Origin of the sequence: Saccharomonospora piscinae (assembly GCF_005862235.1) — a bacterium.
In the GTDB taxonomy this organism is placed as follows: Bacteria; Actinomycetota; Actinomycetes; order Mycobacteriales; family Pseudonocardiaceae; genus Saccharomonospora; species Saccharomonospora piscinae.
On record NZ_VCEK01000008.1, the window covers coordinates 1 to 17,291 of the forward strand.

The following is a 17,291-nucleotide window of genomic DNA, read 5'->3' on the forward strand; positions in this document are numbered from 1 at the left end:
ACTGTGGGCAGCCATTCCGGCCAAGACTCCAGATCCGACAACACGTCCCAGAGGCGCTGGGCGGGAAGATCGGTGACCACGAACCCCGCGCGGGGTTCGTGGTGTCGAGTGCGGCTCAGCCCCAACCCATGCCACCACGTCAGGAGGAACCGCCATGCCCGAGACCACCACCCTCAGCGTGACCCAGGACCACCCGCTGATGCACCAGCGAGTCCGCATCACCGACGGGCACCCCGACTATGTCGGCCGAGTCGGCGTGCTGGTGCGTACCGAGACCATGGCCACTGGTGAGACCCAGTACACCGTCTGGGGAGACGGTCAGTCCGGATACCTCGCCACGGGCATCGAGCCCCTCGTCCCGAACACGCTGGCCGACCTCTGCGACCGGATCACCGAGGACGCGAACATCGCGAACCGGGGACTGCGCCGGGGAAGCGCGTCCTTGTTCGGGCCGCTGCCGAAGCAGAGTCGTGTCGCCGTGGAGGCCGCGCTCATGTTCCTGATCGAGAACCCTGCTCACGCGGAGCGGATCGCCCGCTACGCGAATGAGGCCTCGAAGCAGACCATCCAGCTCGGTTCGCACTGACACCAGGGCGACGGCTGACCACGGCGGGCGGTTGGTGGACCACCGCCGCCGGTATCGACGAGCCCGTGGAGGACTACGAGCGGGTGTTGTTCGCCGACGCCACGGGCCAGATCGTGTGGAACCCCGAGACGCAGCGCTACGACCTCGACGAGATCAACGAGGTCGAACTCGACCAGCTCTGCGGCGAGTTGCGCTGAGCCGCACTCGACACCACGAGCCCCGTGGGGTTCGTGGTGTCTGTGGGCTGCTCAGAGCCAGCCTGCCGGAGCCGAGGCGCGTCCACCTTCCAGAGCCGACGCGCCTCGGACCGGTCCACCGAAACCACTTCTGGAGGGAGTTCCGGTGTCTTCATTGTCCACGCCCACGGTGGCCGGTGACCAGTCCTGGCACGCCAGCGCGGTGTGCGCCCAAACCGATCCTGAGCTGTTCTTCCCCGAGAGCGGGCAGAACAGCGGCACCGCGAAAGCCGTGTGCCACAGCTGCCCGGTCAGCGCCGAGTGCCTGGCTGAGGCGCTGGCCCGCGGTGAGCGGTTCGGGGTGTGGGGCGGGCTCTCCGCGCGAGATCGGCGCCCACTGCGACGCCAGCATCAGCAGGCCGCCATCGAGCGGTGGGCCGACAGCATCGGTGGTGACCGGTGATCACCGTGACGGACCTGTTCTGCGGCGCCGGCGGCTCCGGTCTCGGCGCCACCGCCGTGCCGGGTGTGGAGCTGTACCTCGCCGCGAACCACTCCCCGCGGGCGATCGAGACCCACGCCGCGAACTTCCCCGACTGCTTGCACGACTGCGCCGACATCTCCCAGGTCGAGCCCCGCCGCTACCGCCGCAGCAACATTCTCTGGGCCAGCCCCGAATGCACCTCGCACAGCATCGCCAGGGGCAAAAGAGCACCGGGGCAGCCGGACTTGTTCGGCAGCGCGCCCGACCCGCTGGCCGAGCGCAGTAGGGCGACGATGTGGGACGTCCCGCGGTTCGCGGAGGTGCACCGCTACGACGCGGTGATCGTGGAGAACGTCGTCGACGCCGTGAAGTGGGAGCCGTTTCGGGCGTGGCTGATGGCGATGGACGCCTACGGCTACCACCACAAGATCGTCAGCCTGAACTCGATGCACGCCCCGGCGATCGCCGCGCCCCGCGCACCCCAGTCCAGGGACCGGATGTACGTCGTGTTCTGGCGCAAAGGCAACACCGCGCCCGATCTCGACATCCGCCCGGCCGCCTGGTGCCCGACGTGCGACGCCGAGGTCCGCGCCATGCAGTCGTGGAAAAACGGCCGCACCGTCGGCCGGTACCGGCAGCAGTACATCTACCGCTGCCCCAACGTCTCCTGCCGCAACAGCATCGTCGAGCCCTACGCGCTCCCGGCCGCCGCCGCGATCGACTGGGCCCTGCCCGGCCAGCGCATCGGCGACCGCGACAAACCCCTTTCGGCCAAGACACTCGCCCGCATCAAGGCGGGGCTCGAGCGCTACGCGGGCGCGCAGCTCGTCCCAGCAGGCGGCACCTGGAACGACACCTCGTACCCGCCGAGCGACCCGTTCCGCACCCTCACCACCCGCGAGACGCACGGACTGCTCGTCCCCGTCGAGGGCCGCGACGGCAAGCAAGCCACGCACGTGGCGACGCCGATGCGGACCCAGACCGCCCGGCACGAGACCGCACTCGTGGTGCCCTACTACGGCACCGCCGAAACCGCCCGCCCCGCCAGCGAACCCGTCGGCGCGCTCACCACCCACGACCGCTACGGGCTCGCGTTCATCGCCGAGCTACGCGGCGGAGGCAGCGACGCCCGACACGTGAAGGAGCCCCTGGCCACGGTGTGCGCGTCGGGCAACCACCACATGCTCGTCCGCCACAACACTGCGCGCGGCAACCCCGGACAGATGTGTACGCCAGCCGTCGAGCCCGCTCGCACGCTCACCACCGCCGGGCACCAGTCGCTCGTCGGCTGGCCACACGAGACCCCTGACGTCAAGGACTGCACCTTCCGGATGCTCGCCGTCCACGAGATCCAGGCCGCGATGGCGTTCACCCCCGACTACCAGCTCACCGGCAGCAAGCGCGAGCAAGTCCGCCAGCTCGGCAACGGGGTCACCCCGCCGGCAGCGGAGTTCTTGATCCGCTCCGTCGTCAACTCCTTGGAAGGGACCGACCAGTGACCAGTGACGCCCCCGACGTGTGGGACGCCTCCATCCCGCCCGGCGGCTACGTGTGCAGCACCTGCCACACCCCGGTCGAATCCGAACCCTGCCCCGACCACCAACCCACCGCGCACGCTGCCATCACCAGCGGAACCGACCAGGAGGACAACCGTGACCAGTGACCACCGCGCCCTGACCTGGCCTCAGGAGCACAAGGCGACCCGAGACTACGCACAACAGGTTGCCCGGGACCTCGACCTCGACCGTGACCTGTCCGACCGTGTCGCCGACTACATCGCCAACGAGATCGAGCGCGTCGGTGGCTCCGATGCCCGGCTCGTCATCACCGTCGACGACGGCGCTGGCCCGTATTGCTCGTGGTGCTGGGGTCTCGGCGGTATGTGCCCGCACATCGCGGGCGGCTCGTCAGAGCACTACCCGAACGCCGGGTCCTGATGGTGAGGGGAGCGCGCAGCTTGCCTGCGCGTTGCCTGCTCCACCAGACCCCCAGCCCGCAGGAGGAACCGTGTCCGACGGCACCAGCATCGAGTGGACCAACACCACCTGGAACCCAGTCACCGGGTGCGACAACTGCTACGCCCTCACCCTCGCCGAACGATTCCGAGGCACCCCCGGCCACTACTTCCAGCACGGGTTCGACGTGCAACTCCGCCCGAACAAGCTCACCGCCCCGCTCGGCTGGCGGAAACCGCGACGGGTGTTCGTGAACTCCATGAGCGACCTGTTCCACACCGAGGTGCCGGACGACTACATCGCCCGCGTGTTCGCGGTCATCGCCGCCACACCCCAGCACACCTACCAGCTCCTCACGAAACGCCACGCCCGCATGCGGGCCCTGCTCAACAGTCCCGTGTTCCGGGACCTCGTGGCCGTGTACCGCGACGAGTACGTGGGGAACACCGCCATCACCCCCGGCTGGGACTGGTGGCCCCTGCGAAACGTGTGGCTCGGGGTGTCCGTGGAGGATCAGAAGCGCGCCGACCTGCGCATTCCCGCACTGCTCGACACTCCCGCCGCTGTGCGGTTCCTGTCGTGTGAGCCGCTGCTGGGCCCGGTGGACCTCGACGGCCTGTCGATCGACTGGGTCATCGCGGGTGGGGAATCCGGGCGCGACGCTCGACCCATGCACCCCGACTGGGTGCGCACCCTCCGGGACCAGTGCGCTGCCGCGGGGGTGCCGTTCTTCTTCAAGCAGTGGGGCGCCTGGACGCCGGCGGGCCGGGGCATTGGCATGGCGCAGCACAACGTCGGCCGCGAAGTGCTGGTCGGACCACCGCTCGACGACATGGGCCACCGGCAGGTCATGCGTCGAGTCGGCAAGGGCAAAGCCGGACGCGAGCTCGACGGTCGGACATGGGATGAGTTCCCGCAGTTGCTCGCCGAAGCGGGTGTGGCCGGTGGATGAGGTGACCAAGACTTCTGCCCAGACCCACCCGATGGGTTGAGACCAGCAGGAAACCGCCTGCACCACGACGTCAGGGGTCGAGACTCCATACCGGGTCTCGGCCCCTTTCGCATGACTGGAGACGAAAGGACCACGATTGATCGGCGTACGCGACGAGCGACCCCTCAGCCTCATCGGCGAGAAATTCGCTTCCTGGAAGCAGGAACTTGACCGGCTACACGACACCAACCCGAAACGGCGTGCGTGGCTACTCGGGGCCGTGTGGGCGGTCATCGCAGCCCTCGGCATCACGGCGCTGATCCTCGGGCTGTCCGAGTCGGAAACACCGCCTCCTCCGCCGCCGGAACCGGTGGAGACCGGCGGCTTCACCGCGGCGATGGCGAACATCTGGAACAGCGGGGTGTGGCCGGTCGTCGGCGCACCACTCACCGTCTGGGCACGCACCCACCTCGACGTCCCCGGCCTCACCCCCGCAGCGGGGATGCTGGCGTGGCTGGCCTTCGGCGGGCTGATCTTCCTGTCATTCAACCGGAGGTCGATCTACCCGCGCGTCCTGTGGCTCGGGTTCGGCATGGCCACGGTGTGGATGGGCTATGCCGGCGCGGCGCCCGGCCACGGGATCGCCGCAGCGGGTGCCCTCGCAGTGTTGTGGGCGCTGCCGTCGTTCCTGGTGTACAAGCGGGCCCCGGAACCTCCGGTGCAGGTCGAGCCGGAGCCGACCCGGACCGAGTCGCTGGCCGAACAGGTCGAGCGCAACAAGCGCCTGCTGGACGCCGCCCAGCCGGGCAGCTACGCCTACAACCGCCTCCGCGGTCACATCGACGACGACCTCAGCATCATCGTGGGCTGGGACAACGCCGACCGCGAGGAGAAACGGGCTCTGGCGCAGGCCCGGCGCAAGGCTGAACCCCTGCGTATCCACGCGATGGCGACGCTCGGGTCGTTGGCGATCCCCACGCTCGGCTGGATCCTGGCGGCCACCGGCTCCACCGTGTGGGGCGTGGTGCTCTACACCCTCGGCGCGCTGGGAGTCGGGCTCATGTTCGTGGCCACCCCGGCAGAACTCGGAGAAGACCCTGTGTCGCCCGCTGAGGCGCCGGTGGACGCCCGCTGACCGTGCCGTACAAGACGAGGGCCTTGGGTCTGGAGCGGAACTTCCGTTTCCAGACCCAAGGCCCTTCTTGCGTTCAGGGGTGTGCCGATTGTGGTGGTTAGCGGGTTTCGTCAGCCGGAGCAGCACGACCAGGTGAGTTGTTCGTGGCCGAGTTGGATGTGCCGCTGTGCGTTCGGCCGATCAGCCCTTTCGCTCTCGGTTGCACAGTCCTTCTCGAGTTGGCAGGTTGCGGGGTGCCTGTATAACTCCGTACATGGCTCAGCGTGGATGACCGCATGAGCGGGCGGTGCTGTCCCGCTGGATGGGCGAACCCGGCTACGCTCGACCGCGACGGGGATGGCGTCGCCTGCGAATAGCAGAAAGGCAACCGGTCGGTGGTGGAGCTACCCGAACCCGTCGAGGTCCTGGGCCCGTGGTCGCCATGGGTGCCCTTCGATCAGGCCCTCGACACCGCACCCCGCACCCCAGGGGTCTATCTGGCCCGCAACGGCAACGGATCGATCGTCTACGTCGGCATGGCCGGCGAGCGCCGCGGGATGGGCCTGCGTGGGCGGCTGTCGGTGTATGCCTCGGGCAAAGCGGCCGTCAGCGGCCTCGGCGAAGCCGCGTTCACCCGTGCCCTAGCTGACCCCGCATGGGTCCGTGAACGGCTCATCGAAATCGACGCTGGCCACCCGTTGACCGCGAAACAGTGGGCCCAAGCCGCCCTACGCTGGGCTCAGCTGTGGCTGTGCTGGACCCAGACAACCGACCGCGCCTCGGCTGTGGTCCTGGAAAAGGCAGTGATCACCGCGCTGCAGGCCACACCCTTGTGGAACACACGCCGCTAACAGCAACGCCGCTTCCTTCATAGCTCGTGGGATCGGCGTCAGCCGGTCCCACGAGCTACAAGTACGTCCCGATGCTCGCATGACGAGCGCCGGACAGGCTTCTAGCGGGGCCAGCTGTCCTGTCCCCGAACTAGGTCAGTGTTCTGGTGCGCGGCTCAAATGATCGAAGTGGGGATCCAGGGCCACGAACTCGTCGGCGGTGTCGCGGAGTTTGTGGCTGACCGCGTGGGACCAAGACACGACCCGTACCTTGAGACCACGCCTTTGCAGGGACTGGGTGGCTGGCAGGAAGTCGGCGTCGCCTGCCGCCAGTACGGCCATGTCGCCGTTGGCCGGGTTCATGTACTCGTAGGAGTCGTCCAGCATTTTGGTGCTCAGCCCAATGTCGACCTGCTTCTCTCTGTTGGTGAAGGTGCTGCGGTCAAACGTCTCAACTTCAAAGTCCGCGTCACGGACTTTCTGCCAGATGCTGTCGTTCTCGGGCGGCCTGGAGCCGAACAGGATGGATCTGCCCACGGCTTGACCTGCTGGACAGAGCAGATCGTAGAGACGACCAAAGTCGTAGGTCCAGTGCGCGTAGAGTTTTTGCTCCAGCGCGGTGCGGATGTCGCAAGCTTTACCGCTTCGGACCGCCTGGATGCGTTGGCCCTCGATCCAGATGTTGGAGTTATCGACGTATACGTACAGGGTCATGGTGGTTCCTTCCGTGGTGTAGTGATGATTGGGGCAGCGCAGGCGATCTGTCGGTGTAGCTGCTCTTCAAGGTAGTCTGCGAGCTAATGTCCCATGGAACTTTCGTCCTCTAATTGGTTAATTATTTCATCATCTAAATTACTGGAAGAGATTTAGATGATGAAATAATTATTTAGTTATCCCCCTGGCGTCCCTCGGATGCCCTGACCTGCGAAAATGTCCTCTTCGGCGGTGCTCCAGGGACACGAGGTCTTGCCCGAGTGTGAAGTGCACCTCGGTCGACTTGCTGGGAGTAACACAAGAATAGGGGTCCTCGCGAACCAGCGCAAGGGCCGTTTTCGAGGCGAGTTCACGTGGCTCAAAATGGCGCGTAAACGGTTCAATTCTGCTCAGCCGACATCACCCACGCCAACCGGCCCGGCGTCACCCCAATCAAACCGCGTCGTCCGAAACTCGACACCGACACTTGGATCGTCGGCGACGCCTGAGTGCGGAACTGCGGCCTGCCACTGGCGTGGTCCAAGCTCGACAAGGCCGTGAGACCCGTCGGCGACGATGCCGCACCGCCCAGCCGCTCCCGCAGAGAGCGTCGTGGGTGTCAACAGACGCCCTTATGGTTGATCCCAAGACACCCGACGACCCGCTAGGAGCTCCTGTGACCAGCGCTTACCTCGACGACATAGCCGCGACCCGCAAGGCCCTCGACCAGCTCAAGTCCGCTGCCGACCTCGCCGGTGTCGGGCAGTGGAAAGAAGACCCCGGCCCCGGGAGACGGCTGTTGGCCTCCGGTCACCCACTCGCGTGGGTGGACTGGCAGTCCTACGGCGAATACGTCGCCATGCCCGCGCAACTGTTCCACGGGAACGTCGACGTGATGCGCGAGATTGTCGACCTGTGCTCCGACGCCGTCGCCAACCACGGCGGAGGGGACGGCTGCCAGGCATCGACCGAGCTCGCCAACGACCTCGTGTGGCGGTTGCGTCGCGTCCTCGCGCCACCGAGGAACTCGCATCGGTTCCCTCAGCACTGAACAGCACGACGCCGCCGCACCTCGACGTCACGACCTTGAAGAGCGGCGGCAGAGGTTGAGCACGTGCGGTGCGGGCAGATGCGCCACCAGGCAGGTCCGGACCTTCGCCGTGAATGCCGAACACGGCCATCGAGGCAGGTCGTCGCGGTAGTCGACGACGAGTTCGTCGAGCTATTTCCCTTGGCCGGGGCAGTGCTCATGTGGTCGGTCAGCATCCACACGTGGTCATTCGATGCCCCAGTCGGCGTTGCCGGCCGCGAGGGATGCCGACACGGTGTAGGCGCCGGAGGATGCCAGGCGTGCGGCGTCGGCGAGGTAGCGCTGGGTGGTGGTCAGGCTGGCGTGCCCGAGGTCGTTGCGGATCTGCTCGACGTGGACTCCCATCGCCGCGGCGTGCACGGCGTAGAAGCGGCGGCACTGGTGGGGGTGGATCGACCCGCGGATCGGGGCGAGTTCAGCGGCCGCGCGGCGGGCCTGCGGGGTCGTGCCCTTGCGCTCAGCGATCCGGCACAGCCGGGACAGCGTTTGCCGCACCTGTGCCGGCGTGAGGGGCTTGTCGGTGCGGGCGGCGATGAACAGGGTTTCGTGGCCTCGGCCGCGGCCGGAGGTGTGGCCGGCCACGGTGACCTCGGTTCCGGCGTCGGCCTGGTCGCGTTCGATGAGGTGGGCCTCGACCGAGGCCAGGGCCGCGTCGGTCAACCGGAGCTGGCGGGTCCGGCCGCCTTTGCCGTGCACGGTGAGCACGCCCTCGCGGCCGGTGCGGTCGATGCTGCCGCGAGTCAGCGCGCACAGCTCCGCGGCGCGGAGGCCGGTCGACAGCAGCAGCTCGACCATCGCGACGTTGCGCAGCCGGGTCGGCGTCGAGTCCAGTCGCGCCGACAGGCGTAGGGCCTGCGCCTGTTCGTAGGTGAGCGCGTGCGTCGGCGAGGACGGCGACGGGGAGCTGATGCCGTGGGCCTTGCGTTCGTCGGTGTCGAGCACCTCGGCCATCACGACGTCGGTGAGGCCGCGCTTGCGCATCTCGCGGTACCAGGCAGCGATGGCACCGGCGTAGGACTGGATGGTGGCGTCGGTGCCGCCGAACTCGCGGATGGTGGCTACCCACGCGCGCATGACATCGACGGTGACGTCGGTGAGCGGGTTCAGACCATGGGACCGGCACCAGGTGAACCACGCGTAGGAGGGGGTCGGCTTCGCCGCGTTCGGCCGCGTGGTCGGCCCGCGCCAGGTCTGGCGCTCGCGCGGGATGCCCAGGCGGGTGGCGTAGGCGGTCTTGGTGTGATCCGAGCGGCGGGCCATGAGCCAGCTCATCGTCGGGGCGGCGACGCGTTCGGTCCAGTGGTCGGCGTCGACGTGCTCGACGGTGGCGGTGTGGGGGGCCAGAGCGGTCACGGATGTTCTCCCAGCCAGCGAGTCAAAAACCTCTTATACGCCATGTTATAAGAGGATTACACCGGCGCTCGAACCAGCCCAGTTACCCATGCGAACCCGACGACCGAAGCACCGCACCGGCCCGTAGACAGCCTCGCTACCGCGACGGCACGTGACTCAACCGCCTGGTGCGGGCGATACTGCGGCCATGAGCGCACCCCCACCCCCAGCTCACCCACCTCGACGCCGCCGAGTTCGCGGCCGCGCAGCACGCCCTGTTCTCCGGACGGAACCTGCAGGTCGGCACCGGTCGCGCGGTGCACGCCGTGGAGTGGGTGTCGTGGGCAGAAGTGGAGACGCTACCCATGCCCGCCTGCCGCACGGGTGGGCCGGGTACGGCGTCAGCGGGGACGGTCGCCCGACACACCCCCGGTGAGCTGCACCTTTTCTGAAAGATCTCCTCAGGCTGCCTGTCCCAGCTGGTGAGCCTTCCACGGCCGATCCCATGCACGTGGGCGAGATCGTCGCTCTAAAGCCGAATGGGAGTCTCGATCTGATGTGGAAGGTCGTCACCCGCGCCTGGGCCGCGGGAACCAGGAGTTGGGTGCGGCTGCACCCTGAAAGGATATCCCGGTGCCCACCACCGCCCAGCTGGTGCGCCAGCTCGCCACTGCCCGCCAGAAACGCACCAACGAGATCACCATCCAGTCGCTGATCCACCACGTGCTGGCCGACCCCGCCCTGGGCCTGGGCCGCATCACGCTGGAATATCCTCTGCCCGGCGGCCGCCGCATCGACCTCTACGCCGGGCGCCTGGCGGTGGAGGTCAAACGCGACTTGCGCCCAGCCGGTGCGCTGGGCCGTGCGGCTGAGCAGGTGGGCGGCTACCTGCACGCCCTGCACACCACCACCCACCGCCACCACATCGGGGTCGTCACTGACGGCGTCCAGTGGTTTGCCTACCAGCGCGACGGCAGCACCCTGCGGCTGGTGGGCCGCCACACCGTGCGCCACGGCCTGCCAGAGCACGAGGCGCAACGCCTGATCGAGTGGCTCAACCACATGCACACCACCCGCCCCCGAGCCACGCCAGTAGCCAAACCAAAGAGCACGTCAAGCCTCAGCGGCGACACCTGGTTCGTGCTGCTGGTGTTCACAATCCTGCTGCTGCTGGCGCGGCAACTGCAACTCTGGTTGGGCTGAACAGCAGAGCACTGACTCGCCGTTTGGCGAGCACGCGGTGTTGAGCATCTACATACTGATCGTCATGACTGACGACGAGAGCTACGACCTCACCGACCCGGTCGACGTGGCCGCGCTGGCCTTCGACCACTCCGACGGCGTCATCATCGGCGACGTCGCAACCATCCAGTCCTACGTCGACCGTGACGCCGACGGAAACCTCATCGTCGACGTCTACTCCTCGAACCTGCACCTCGAAGGCGGCGGCACCTTCCGCTACCGGATCGAGCACGTCGGCCCCGCGCCAGAACCCCCGACGTCCTGAGGGGTCTCCACCCGCACCCCACCAGACCGCAGGAGGAGATGCGGGCGCCCATGCCCTGCCCACTGCGTCGTGTCCGACTCCGGTGGACACGAGTTGCGGCCTGATCGGGGCCGGCATGTCGGGGTGGTGTCCTACGTGATCGGGGTGTGATCGATACTGGGAGTGGTCGGCCTGCCTTGTCCCCGGGTGGCGTCGTCCGTCTCTCAGGCCTGGAGACGGACGAGTCTCCAGAGAAAGGAAGGCCGATGTCGAAGAAAAACGAGGGAAGACCACCTGCTCTGGTGCTCAAGTTCAGTGTTGAACTGAACACCAGAGCGATGGCGGTCCTCAGTACCTCACTCGGCATCCTGGTGACCAGCCTCTTGGCCGGGTGAGGTCCGGTGGGGTTCCGTGCATGCGCGGGACCCCACTTCTTTTCCCAAGGTGCCTCGGGCCTGGCGACCGTTGGAACCATTGCAACATTGTGCAGCCAGGGTATCTGTGATGTAGCCAGCCTGGTTACTCGGGCCTGGTGGACGCCTTGGGTGGCTCACGGTCATCCGCGCGCTCGGCGTCGACGCCAGCGACTCCCGCACAGGGTCGATCGGGCTGGTCGGTGACACCGGTGCCGCAGCCTGCGCGGTATGAACGAATTCCTGCGTGATCGGAGCTGCGGTGGCCCGCTGTGTCGGCCCTGTCGGCACAATCGTGTGATGCCGCCCGAGACACCCAGCGCTCATACTCCGGCACCGTGTGCGTACGGCGACGAGTCGTTCCAGGAAGCGCACACCGGCGGCTACTACGTCGTGGCGGCCGCGGTGTTCGCCCCCAACGCCGTCGACGTCGCCCGCGAGGTACTGCTCGACCTCTATGGGCGGCGGGACGGCAAGCTGCACTGGAACGAGATGGCCCCGGTCAGGCAGCGGGCGGCGGTCAAGCAGTTGGCGGAGCTGGAAGCTCTGCATCTGGTCGTGGTGGGCGGCCCGGTGCCGCCCCGACGTCAGGAACGCGCGCGGGCGCGCTGTCTGCACCAGCTGGTGCTGGAGCTGCACGGCTACGGTGTCGAGCGGCTGCTGCTGGAGAGCCGTACCCGCGTGCTTAACGCCCGGGACATCGCCACCGTGCAGGGCGCGCGGTTCGCCTTGCCCAAGGGCAGCCGGTTCGTCATCGACCATGTACCCGGACCGGCCGAGCCGCTGCTGTGGGCGGCCGACCTGGTGGCCGGCGCGGTGCGCGCCCACCGACAGGGCGATCCGGAGTGCCGGGCCCTGCTGGAGCACTGCGTCTACGAGCTCGACGTCGACACCGGCTGCTGAGCACGGGCACGACTCCCGGGTCGGGCACTTTCGGGCCGGTCTGGGCAGAACTGGGCCCAGGGCCGTATAGTTGGGCACAGCAGTTCGCCACCGTGGGTGGCGGGCGAGTCGCCAGGCCAGGTGCTGCCGGGGGTAGACCCGGACCCTGGCCTGACGCATATCCAGGGTCCTTCACTACAGCAGCCCTGCCTTTGCGATCCCAGCATGTCGCCTCTTCTGGGCGGGTCTGTACCCGTCCGCGACTTGCCGTGTTAAGCGTTATACGGATCAACTGTGCAGGGAATATAGCGGCGCTGAAGCGTGTGGCAGCGGTTGGCTCCGGCTCGCCGCACAGGCCGTGCCGTTGATCGACAGCAGCAGGAACGCGGGCATATAGCACGCTAGCGTGGGACGGGTGACTCTTGATCAGACCTCTGTCCCGGGCACCCGGGCATATCCCCTGCGGCACAGACCCCGCCACAAGCCAGTCTGTGTCCAGAGGACCCGGCACCCTGCACCAACACTTGCTCCGCCCGCCGCTCACGTGTTCGTCGACGAGACCAAACGCCCGAACCTGCTGCTGACCGCAGCCGCGCTCCCACCCCAGCAGGTGGCCAGCGCCCGGCGGGTACTGCGTGGCCTGGTCCTGCCCGGGCAGCGGCGGCTGCATCTGGTCAAGGAAAGCCCGGCCCGGCGCAAGCAGATCCTCGACGCCATCACCGAACTCGACCCGACGGTGGCCGTCTACGACGCCGCGCAGCACCCCCGCCGTCGGCAACGCGAAGCATGCCTGCAGGCCCTGGTCACCGACCTCTCCGCCACCAACGCCGCACGCGTGATACTCGAACTGGACGAGGTCGTACGCGACATCGACCGGAATGTGCTCTACCGCCGCGTCCGCGAAACCGGCGCCACCGACCTGAGATACGAGCACCTGCGCGCCCACGAAGAACCCCTGCTGGCCATCCCCGACGCCATCGCCTGGTGCTGGAGCCGCGGCGGCGCATGGCAAGCCCGCGTCCACGAGCTCGTCGACACCATCCGAACCGTATAGCTCAGCCGGCCCGCAGCCGAGGTCGATGTGCAGAGCGCGAAACCCGGCCCGTCGACCGTCCGGAAGGCTGCCGGGTCCACGACTTCACCGCCCTACTGGACGATGCACACCCGAGACTAGCCCGGCGGTCCGGAACACACCACATACGCTTGCGCGGGTAATGATGTTGCCGAACTGAGTCTGCCTCGAAGCTCAATCGCCGACGAGCGGCATTTAAGTTCGGCCTATGAGCGCTGACAGCGCAGGTGACGACCCCGGCCTGCACTTCCCACCCGTGGTCAACGGGGTCGACTTCCTCGACAGCGCGATCGAGAATCTGCTGCATTCAGACGATCCCCGGAAGCTGAAGTACGCAGTCCTCCACTTGCAGGCCGCCGTTGAGATTTTGCTGAAGGTGCGGCTCCAACGGGAGGGGATCGCGCACGTCTTCGCCGACCCCTCTCAAGCTGACGAGAGCAAGCTCGCGCACGGCAAGTTCATCAGCGTCTCCTGGAGGCAAGCCGTAACACGGCTGGAGAGGGTAGCCGGCGTGTGCTTGTCGAAGGGCGAGCAAAAGTCGTTGCAACGTCTGAGCGACGAGCGGAACAAGCTGCAGCACTTCGGCTCAACCGCCGATCGAAACGTGATCACCTCCTGCGCAGGCGATGCGCTGAACGTCACGTCGGAGTTCATCCATAATCACCTCCTGCCTGAGGCACCACCCGACGAAGTGGAATCGTTGAAGCGGGCCCAAGTCCTCATCGACGGCGCGCGCACCGAGATCGAGGACTTCCGCAAGGCACGGATGAAGGCCATCGCGCCCGAACTTGAAGCATGGCCAGGACTCATCCTGAACTGCCCCGAATGCACCCAACTGGCCTGGACCTTCGCACCCGAGGACGAGAACTGGTGCCGGTTCTGCCGCCACGACTGGAGCCAAGACGACGGGCACGAAATCGCGGAGCTGTACGCCGAGAACGTGCTGGACGAGTCCCAACACCTGGCTGCGCAAGGACGAGATAGCTGGTCGGTCTCCCTGTGCCCGGTGTGTGACGATACGGCTTTCGTCGATGTCTACACCCGCGATCACACTGATGAGCCCCTTGGCATCTGCTTCGCGTGCGGCCTCACGGCGACAGCCGACCGGCGAGCCTCGTGCGGAGGCTGCGGCCGCACGACATTGGACCGGGACGATCTCATGCTGTGCCCAGGCTGTCTGCAGTACCGCATGGACAAGGACCCATAAACGGCAGCACCGGTCCACAGCTTCCGCCAGGCCGATGTCGGCGCCCATACTGGGCCCTATGGCCACGCCCGAGTTGGACTACCACGCTGATCCCGCGGCGTTCGCCGCCGCGCAGGAGGCGCTGTTCACGGGCCAGAATCTGCACGTCGGTTCCTCACGGGTCGCGCACGCGGTGGACTGGGTGCCCTGGATCAACGGGCTACGACTCCCGGCGCCAGCGTGTCGGCAGGGCTTCGCCGGGCACGGCGCCCTGGGCGAACTGCGCCCCACCACACTGCCGGTGTCGTGCCGCCGCTGCCGCCGTCTGCGCGGCCTGTACAACGACGGTGAGCAGCCCGCGTTGTTCGCCCTGCCGGACTGAGACCGGACTGCGGTCCTCGGGGCTCAGGTCAGTCGGCACCGCTGTTCGTAGCATGCCAGGCCTGTTTCAGACCCCTGCCGATGCGGTCGTCAACGAGCGCATCGTTATACTTCTGTGGCCGAGCCGACGGTGCGCCGCGAAAAGCCTAGTCGGTTTCTCACGCCGACACGAGGCCACTGACCTCGGCAAACAGCACAATCGGGGGTGGTGAATGGCACACGAGGCTGATACGGAATACTGAATCTGCTGCTCCTCCCTCGCGGTGTCCGCCTCAGCACAGGGCTGAGACGGACACTGTGGGAAGGAGTTAATTTGTCCACATCGGACGAAGAAGAAGGCTGGGACGACGACGGCCTCGACGAACGCTACGCACTCGTCGAGGTGCGCTCAGACGGAGTGGTAATCCGCCTGAGTCGCAGGGCGCTGGCGTATGCCGCCGCCGCCGTCGCTACCAGTCTGCCGCTTGGCGTCGAAGTTCTGACACATATCGCCAAGTAGCAGGTCGACTGGGGCTCTCCGTAATTGGAGGGCCCCAGTCCGGGCTAGGCTGCCGGTATAGTCATTGAGTCGCTGTCGCGTTCAATATTACCCCGGCGCGTTGTCTACTATACCCCGGGGTGCCCAACCCCATAGGTCCAGCTCTTCGAGTCCTCCCTGTGTCAGGTCGCCGATGGCGACGTTGACCGTGCAGCGCGGGCATCCCGGCAACGGGATGTGCGTGGAGGGCTGCGAGGAAGACCTGAGCCACGCCTGGCTGTAACAAGCGTTATACAGCGTTTGAAACCCGCATCGGGCTGTCGGCGTCGCCCCCAACGGCGCGCGGTGGGGATGGTGGTGGTTTTCGGGGTGCCAGGTGGGGTTGTGTCGCTGAGCCGGGTGACACACCCCCACCTGTGACGCATCGGCTGTGTGGGTTCTGTGGGGTCGGTGTCTCGTAGGTTGTCCACAGATCTCGCGAGCCGACCTCGCGCGGCGGGACGGGGTGGCACGGTCGGGCGCATGAGTGATGCGAAGTTGCGGCCGGTGCCGCCGTACGAGCCGCCCGCCGTCGAGCACGTCATCGACGGGAATGGTCAACCAGTGGTCGAGCCTGCACCTACTCCGGGGGCTGACGGTCCTGGAGTTTGGGGACCTACTGAGGGCGGCTTTCCTGGTGGTAGAAGTCGGTGAGCAGTTTCTCGGCGGCCTTCCAGGTCTCGGTTGCGGCTTCGGCGGCGGCCAGTTCCCGCTCGACCTGGTGGCGCCGCTCGGTGCTGAGTGCGTCGGATGGCATCGCGTGGAGCTGGGTGAGGGCGTGGGCCTGGCGCTGTTCGGCGCGGTGGCCGCGAGCGCGCAGCAAGTCCCGGAGTCGCAGGTAGGCCAGTTTCTTCATGCCCATCTGCGTGCCGTCGAGGGTGTCAGTGGGCGCGTGGGTGGTGGTCGCGGCAGACCAGCGTTCGTGGGCGGACTGTCGTGAGATGCCGGCCGCGGCCCCGATGCGTTCCCAGCTCGCTCCCGCCGTGCGGGCGTGCGCGACCGCGGCGGTGATCTGGTCGCGGGTGTGGTCGGCGTCGGCAATGAGGTCGTGGACCGCCAGCTCGGGCACCGCCTGGCGCAGGTGGGCCTGCCACTCGAGGAAGCACCCCGTGCCTGTTTCCCAGCCCTCCACATCGTCTGGGGGAAGGTCTGAGGGCCCGGTGTCGGGCCAGTCGGAACGTAGGTAGACGTGCTCGCCGCGCCAGCCGCAGGCGCATCCGGCGCTCCAGCCGACCACGCTGCGCTCGGGGGGCACTGGATAGCAGGTGGCGGTGGTGCCGTCGTCGAGGAACGTCACGACGTGGCCCTCGTGCTCGTACGCGCGGTCGTAGCCGCTGTCATGCACCCAACCCATCACGCCTCCATCCGTCAGGGTTCCCTGACAAGCAGGGTGTCAGGGAACCCTGACGAACGCAAGGTGGGCGGGCGGATTCTTCGCCTCCACGACGGCGAGGACAAAGCCCGCGCGCCACGACCAGCGGCCGGGCTCAGGGCGTTAGCCCAGCCACCGGACGTCGAGGACTTCGACCCGCTCATCGAAGTCGAGCACCAGGTAGAACACGAGCCCCTCACCGTGCGGGCCGAACACGAAAGTCAGCACACCGTGCGGCTTTGCCGGGTGCAGCGGCCGGCCGCTGCTCGGCACGGTCTCCAGCGTGCTGCGCAGCTCCAGGTAGGCGCTCAACGCCTCGGCGGGCAGCGCATCGAGCTGCGCCTGGACGCGCTCGTCGACGACGATCCGGTACACCCGCGGGCTACAGGCCAGCCTTGGCGCGGAGGGTCTCCAGCGGCTCATCGTCGGCAACCGGCTCCCCGGTGACCAGCTCGGCCGCCCGCCGCGCGACCGCGCGGAAGTTCCCGCGGTCGCTCTGCAACACCGCGACCCGGCGCCACTGCTCCAGCACCTCGAACAGCTCCACCAGCTCCAGCCGGTCACGAGCGGTCTCCAACGCCGCGGCGTAGGCCGCATCGAACCGCGCGCGGTCGGACTCCAGCAGCGCCGAACGAATGGCGTGCGGCGAGGCACCCGGCGAGAGCGGATGCTGCCCGCCCGGCTGCGATACATCAGAGGCGTGCGCGGTCACAAACGCCACGATAAACCACCCCCACGCGCCGGACACTCACCTGCAGGCTGGCGGAGTTCCGCGCTGCACCGGCGACAGT

At 67.4% G+C, this 17,291-nt stretch carries 23 protein-coding genes; 18 read left to right on the top strand and 5 right to left on the bottom strand.

The genetic code is table 11. The annotated features are described in order from the left end of the window. Positions 1-154 precede the first annotated feature (154 nt). The 10 genes from FFT09_RS22535 to FFT09_RS22570 all read left to right on the top strand — a co-directional run bounded on the left by FFT09_RS22535 (position 155) and on the right by FFT09_RS22570 (position 6,097). Positions 155-586 (top strand): hypothetical protein, encoded by a 432-nt coding sequence (locus FFT09_RS22535; RefSeq protein ID WP_138383956.1) that lies wholly within the window; start codon positions 155-157, stop codon positions 584-586. 65 nt (positions 587-651) lie between these two features. Continuing rightward, the gene (locus tag FFT09_RS23455) at positions 652-783 is read left to right on the top strand and encodes a hypothetical protein (protein WP_279631025.1); all 132 of its coding nucleotides are present in this window, start codon (positions 652-654) and stop codon (positions 781-783) included. A gap of 145 nt (positions 784-928) precedes the next feature. Beyond that, positions 929-1,225, top strand: a complete 297-nt coding sequence (locus FFT09_RS22540; protein WP_244231471.1) for a WhiB family transcriptional regulator — start codon at positions 929-931, stop codon at positions 1,223-1,225. Beyond that, complete coding sequence (locus tag FFT09_RS22545; RefSeq protein WP_138383958.1) at positions 1,222-2,745, top strand: DNA cytosine methyltransferase; 1,524 nt, start codon at positions 1,222-1,224, stop codon at positions 2,743-2,745. The genes FFT09_RS22540 and FFT09_RS22545 overlap by 4 nt, the downstream gene beginning before the upstream one ends. Next, positions 2,742-2,909, top strand: a complete 168-nt coding sequence (locus FFT09_RS23025; protein ID WP_167305428.1) for a hypothetical protein — start codon at positions 2,742-2,744, stop codon at positions 2,907-2,909. The genes FFT09_RS22545 and FFT09_RS23025 overlap by 4 nt, the downstream gene beginning before the upstream one ends. Continuing rightward, a complete protein-coding gene (locus FFT09_RS22550) occupies positions 2,899-3,183 on the top strand; it encodes a hypothetical protein (RefSeq protein ID WP_138383959.1) in 285 nt (94 codons plus the stop codon). The genes FFT09_RS23025 and FFT09_RS22550 overlap by 11 nt, the downstream gene beginning before the upstream one ends. 70 nt (positions 3,184-3,253) lie before the next feature. Next, positions 3,254-4,153 (top strand): DUF5131 family protein, encoded by a 900-nt coding sequence (locus tag FFT09_RS22555; RefSeq protein WP_138383960.1) that lies wholly within the window; start codon positions 3,254-3,256, stop codon positions 4,151-4,153. Positions 4,154-4,289: 136 nt separating this feature from the next. Beyond that, positions 4,290-5,267, top strand: coding sequence for a hypothetical protein (locus FFT09_RS22560; protein ID WP_138383961.1), 978 nt, complete (start codon positions 4,290-4,292; stop codon positions 5,265-5,267). Between the two features lie 275 nt (positions 5,268-5,542). After that, the gene (locus FFT09_RS23550; protein ID WP_425273077.1) at positions 5,543-5,623 is read left to right on the top strand and encodes an excalibur calcium-binding domain-containing protein; all 81 of its coding nucleotides are present in this window, start codon (positions 5,543-5,545) and stop codon (positions 5,621-5,623) included. A gap of 18 nt (positions 5,624-5,641) precedes the next feature. Continuing rightward, complete coding sequence (locus FFT09_RS22570; RefSeq protein WP_244231472.1) at positions 5,642-6,097, top strand: GIY-YIG nuclease family protein; 456 nt, start codon at positions 5,642-5,644, stop codon at positions 6,095-6,097. Between the two features lie 135 nt (positions 6,098-6,232). Here FFT09_RS22570 and FFT09_RS22575 read toward each other — a convergent pair whose 3' ends face one another. Continuing rightward, positions 6,233-6,790: an NYN domain-containing protein gene (locus tag FFT09_RS22575; protein ID WP_138383963.1), complete on the bottom strand. Its 558-nt coding sequence runs from the start codon at positions 6,788-6,790 to the stop codon at positions 6,233-6,235. Positions 6,791-7,445: 655 nt separating this feature from the next. Here FFT09_RS22575 and FFT09_RS22580 point away from each other — a divergent pair. Then, positions 7,446-7,820, top strand: coding sequence for a hypothetical protein (locus tag FFT09_RS22580; RefSeq protein ID WP_138383964.1), 375 nt, complete (start codon positions 7,446-7,448; stop codon positions 7,818-7,820). 225 nt (positions 7,821-8,045) lie between these two features. Here the strand turns inward: FFT09_RS22580 and FFT09_RS22585 are convergent, their stop codons facing one another. Next, a complete protein-coding gene (locus FFT09_RS22585) occupies positions 8,046-9,212 on the bottom strand; it encodes a tyrosine-type recombinase/integrase (protein ID WP_244231473.1) in 1,167 nt (388 codons plus the stop codon). A 612-nt stretch (positions 9,213-9,824) separates the two neighbouring features. On the opposite strand from FFT09_RS22585, the gene FFT09_RS22590 reads away from it, so the two are divergent. From FFT09_RS22590 to FFT09_RS22620, 7 genes are all read left to right on the top strand, one after another. Continuing rightward, entirely contained in the window at positions 9,825-10,394 is a 570-nt protein-coding gene (locus tag FFT09_RS22590; RefSeq protein WP_138383965.1) for a hypothetical protein, read from the top strand. 64 nt (positions 10,395-10,458) lie between these two features. Further along, positions 10,459-10,698 carry a hypothetical protein gene (locus FFT09_RS22595; protein WP_138383966.1) on the top strand — a complete coding sequence of 80 codons (240 nt, stop codon included), beginning with the start codon at positions 10,459-10,461 and terminating at the stop codon, positions 10,696-10,698. Positions 10,699-11,390: 692 nt separating this feature from the next. Further along, complete coding sequence (locus FFT09_RS22600) at positions 11,391-11,993, top strand: hypothetical protein (protein WP_138383967.1); 603 nt, start codon at positions 11,391-11,393, stop codon at positions 11,991-11,993. A gap of 523 nt (positions 11,994-12,516) precedes the next feature. After that, entirely contained in the window at positions 12,517-13,026 is a 510-nt protein-coding gene (locus FFT09_RS22605; protein ID WP_138383968.1) for a hypothetical protein, read from the top strand. Between the two features lie 226 nt (positions 13,027-13,252). Next, a complete protein-coding gene (locus FFT09_RS22610) occupies positions 13,253-14,251 on the top strand; it encodes a hypothetical protein (RefSeq protein WP_138383969.1) in 999 nt (332 codons plus the stop codon). A gap of 58 nt (positions 14,252-14,309) precedes the next feature. Beyond that, the gene (locus tag FFT09_RS22615) at positions 14,310-14,612 is read left to right on the top strand and encodes a hypothetical protein (RefSeq protein WP_138383970.1); all 303 of its coding nucleotides are present in this window, start codon (positions 14,310-14,312) and stop codon (positions 14,610-14,612) included. Between the two features lie 312 nt (positions 14,613-14,924). After that, complete coding sequence (locus FFT09_RS22620) at positions 14,925-15,110, top strand: hypothetical protein (protein ID WP_138383971.1); 186 nt, start codon at positions 14,925-14,927, stop codon at positions 15,108-15,110. Between the two features lie 634 nt (positions 15,111-15,744). Here FFT09_RS22620 and FFT09_RS23180 read toward each other — a convergent pair. From FFT09_RS23180 to FFT09_RS22635, 3 genes are all read right to left on the bottom strand, one after another. Continuing rightward, positions 15,745-16,482, bottom strand: a complete 738-nt coding sequence (locus FFT09_RS23180) for a hypothetical protein (RefSeq protein ID WP_208544500.1) — start codon at positions 16,480-16,482, stop codon at positions 15,745-15,747. Positions 16,483-16,623: 141 nt separating this feature from the next. After that, positions 16,624-16,923, bottom strand: a complete 300-nt coding sequence (locus FFT09_RS22630) for a type II toxin-antitoxin system RelE/ParE family toxin (RefSeq protein WP_138383972.1) — start codon at positions 16,921-16,923, stop codon at positions 16,624-16,626. Further along, entirely contained in the window at positions 16,883-17,221 is a 339-nt protein-coding gene (locus tag FFT09_RS22635; RefSeq protein WP_244231474.1) for a DUF6247 family protein, read from the bottom strand. Before FFT09_RS22635 ends, FFT09_RS22630 begins: the two co-directional genes overlap by 41 nt. Positions 17,222-17,291: the final 70 nt, after the last annotated feature.

Coding starts and splice junctions, on each gene's coding strand:
- FFT09_RS22535 (WP_138383956.1), top strand. CDS start 155: ATGCCCGAGACCACCACCCTCAGCGTGACCCAGGACCACCCGCTGATG.
- FFT09_RS23550 (WP_425273077.1), top strand. CDS start 5,543: ATGAGCGGGCGGTGCTGTCCCGCTGGATGGGCGAACCCGGCTACGCTC.
- FFT09_RS22575 (WP_138383963.1), bottom strand. CDS start 6,790: ATGACCCTGTACGTATACGTCGATAACTCCAACATCTGGATCGAGGGC.
- FFT09_RS22595 (WP_138383966.1), top strand. CDS start 10,459: ATGACTGACGACGAGAGCTACGACCTCACCGACCCGGTCGACGTGGCC.
- FFT09_RS22600 (WP_138383967.1), top strand. CDS start 11,391: ATGCCGCCCGAGACACCCAGCGCTCATACTCCGGCACCGTGTGCGTAC.
- FFT09_RS22610 (WP_138383969.1), top strand. CDS start 13,253: ATGAGCGCTGACAGCGCAGGTGACGACCCCGGCCTGCACTTCCCACCC.
- FFT09_RS22615 (WP_138383970.1), top strand. CDS start 14,310: ATGGCCACGCCCGAGTTGGACTACCACGCTGATCCCGCGGCGTTCGCC.
- FFT09_RS23180 (WP_208544500.1), bottom strand. CDS start 16,482: ATGGGTTGGGTGCATGACAGCGGCTACGACCGCGCGTACGAGCACGAG.
- FFT09_RS22630 (WP_138383972.1), bottom strand. CDS start 16,923: ATGAGCCGCTGGAGACCCTCCGCGCCAAGGCTGGCCTGTAGCCCGCGG.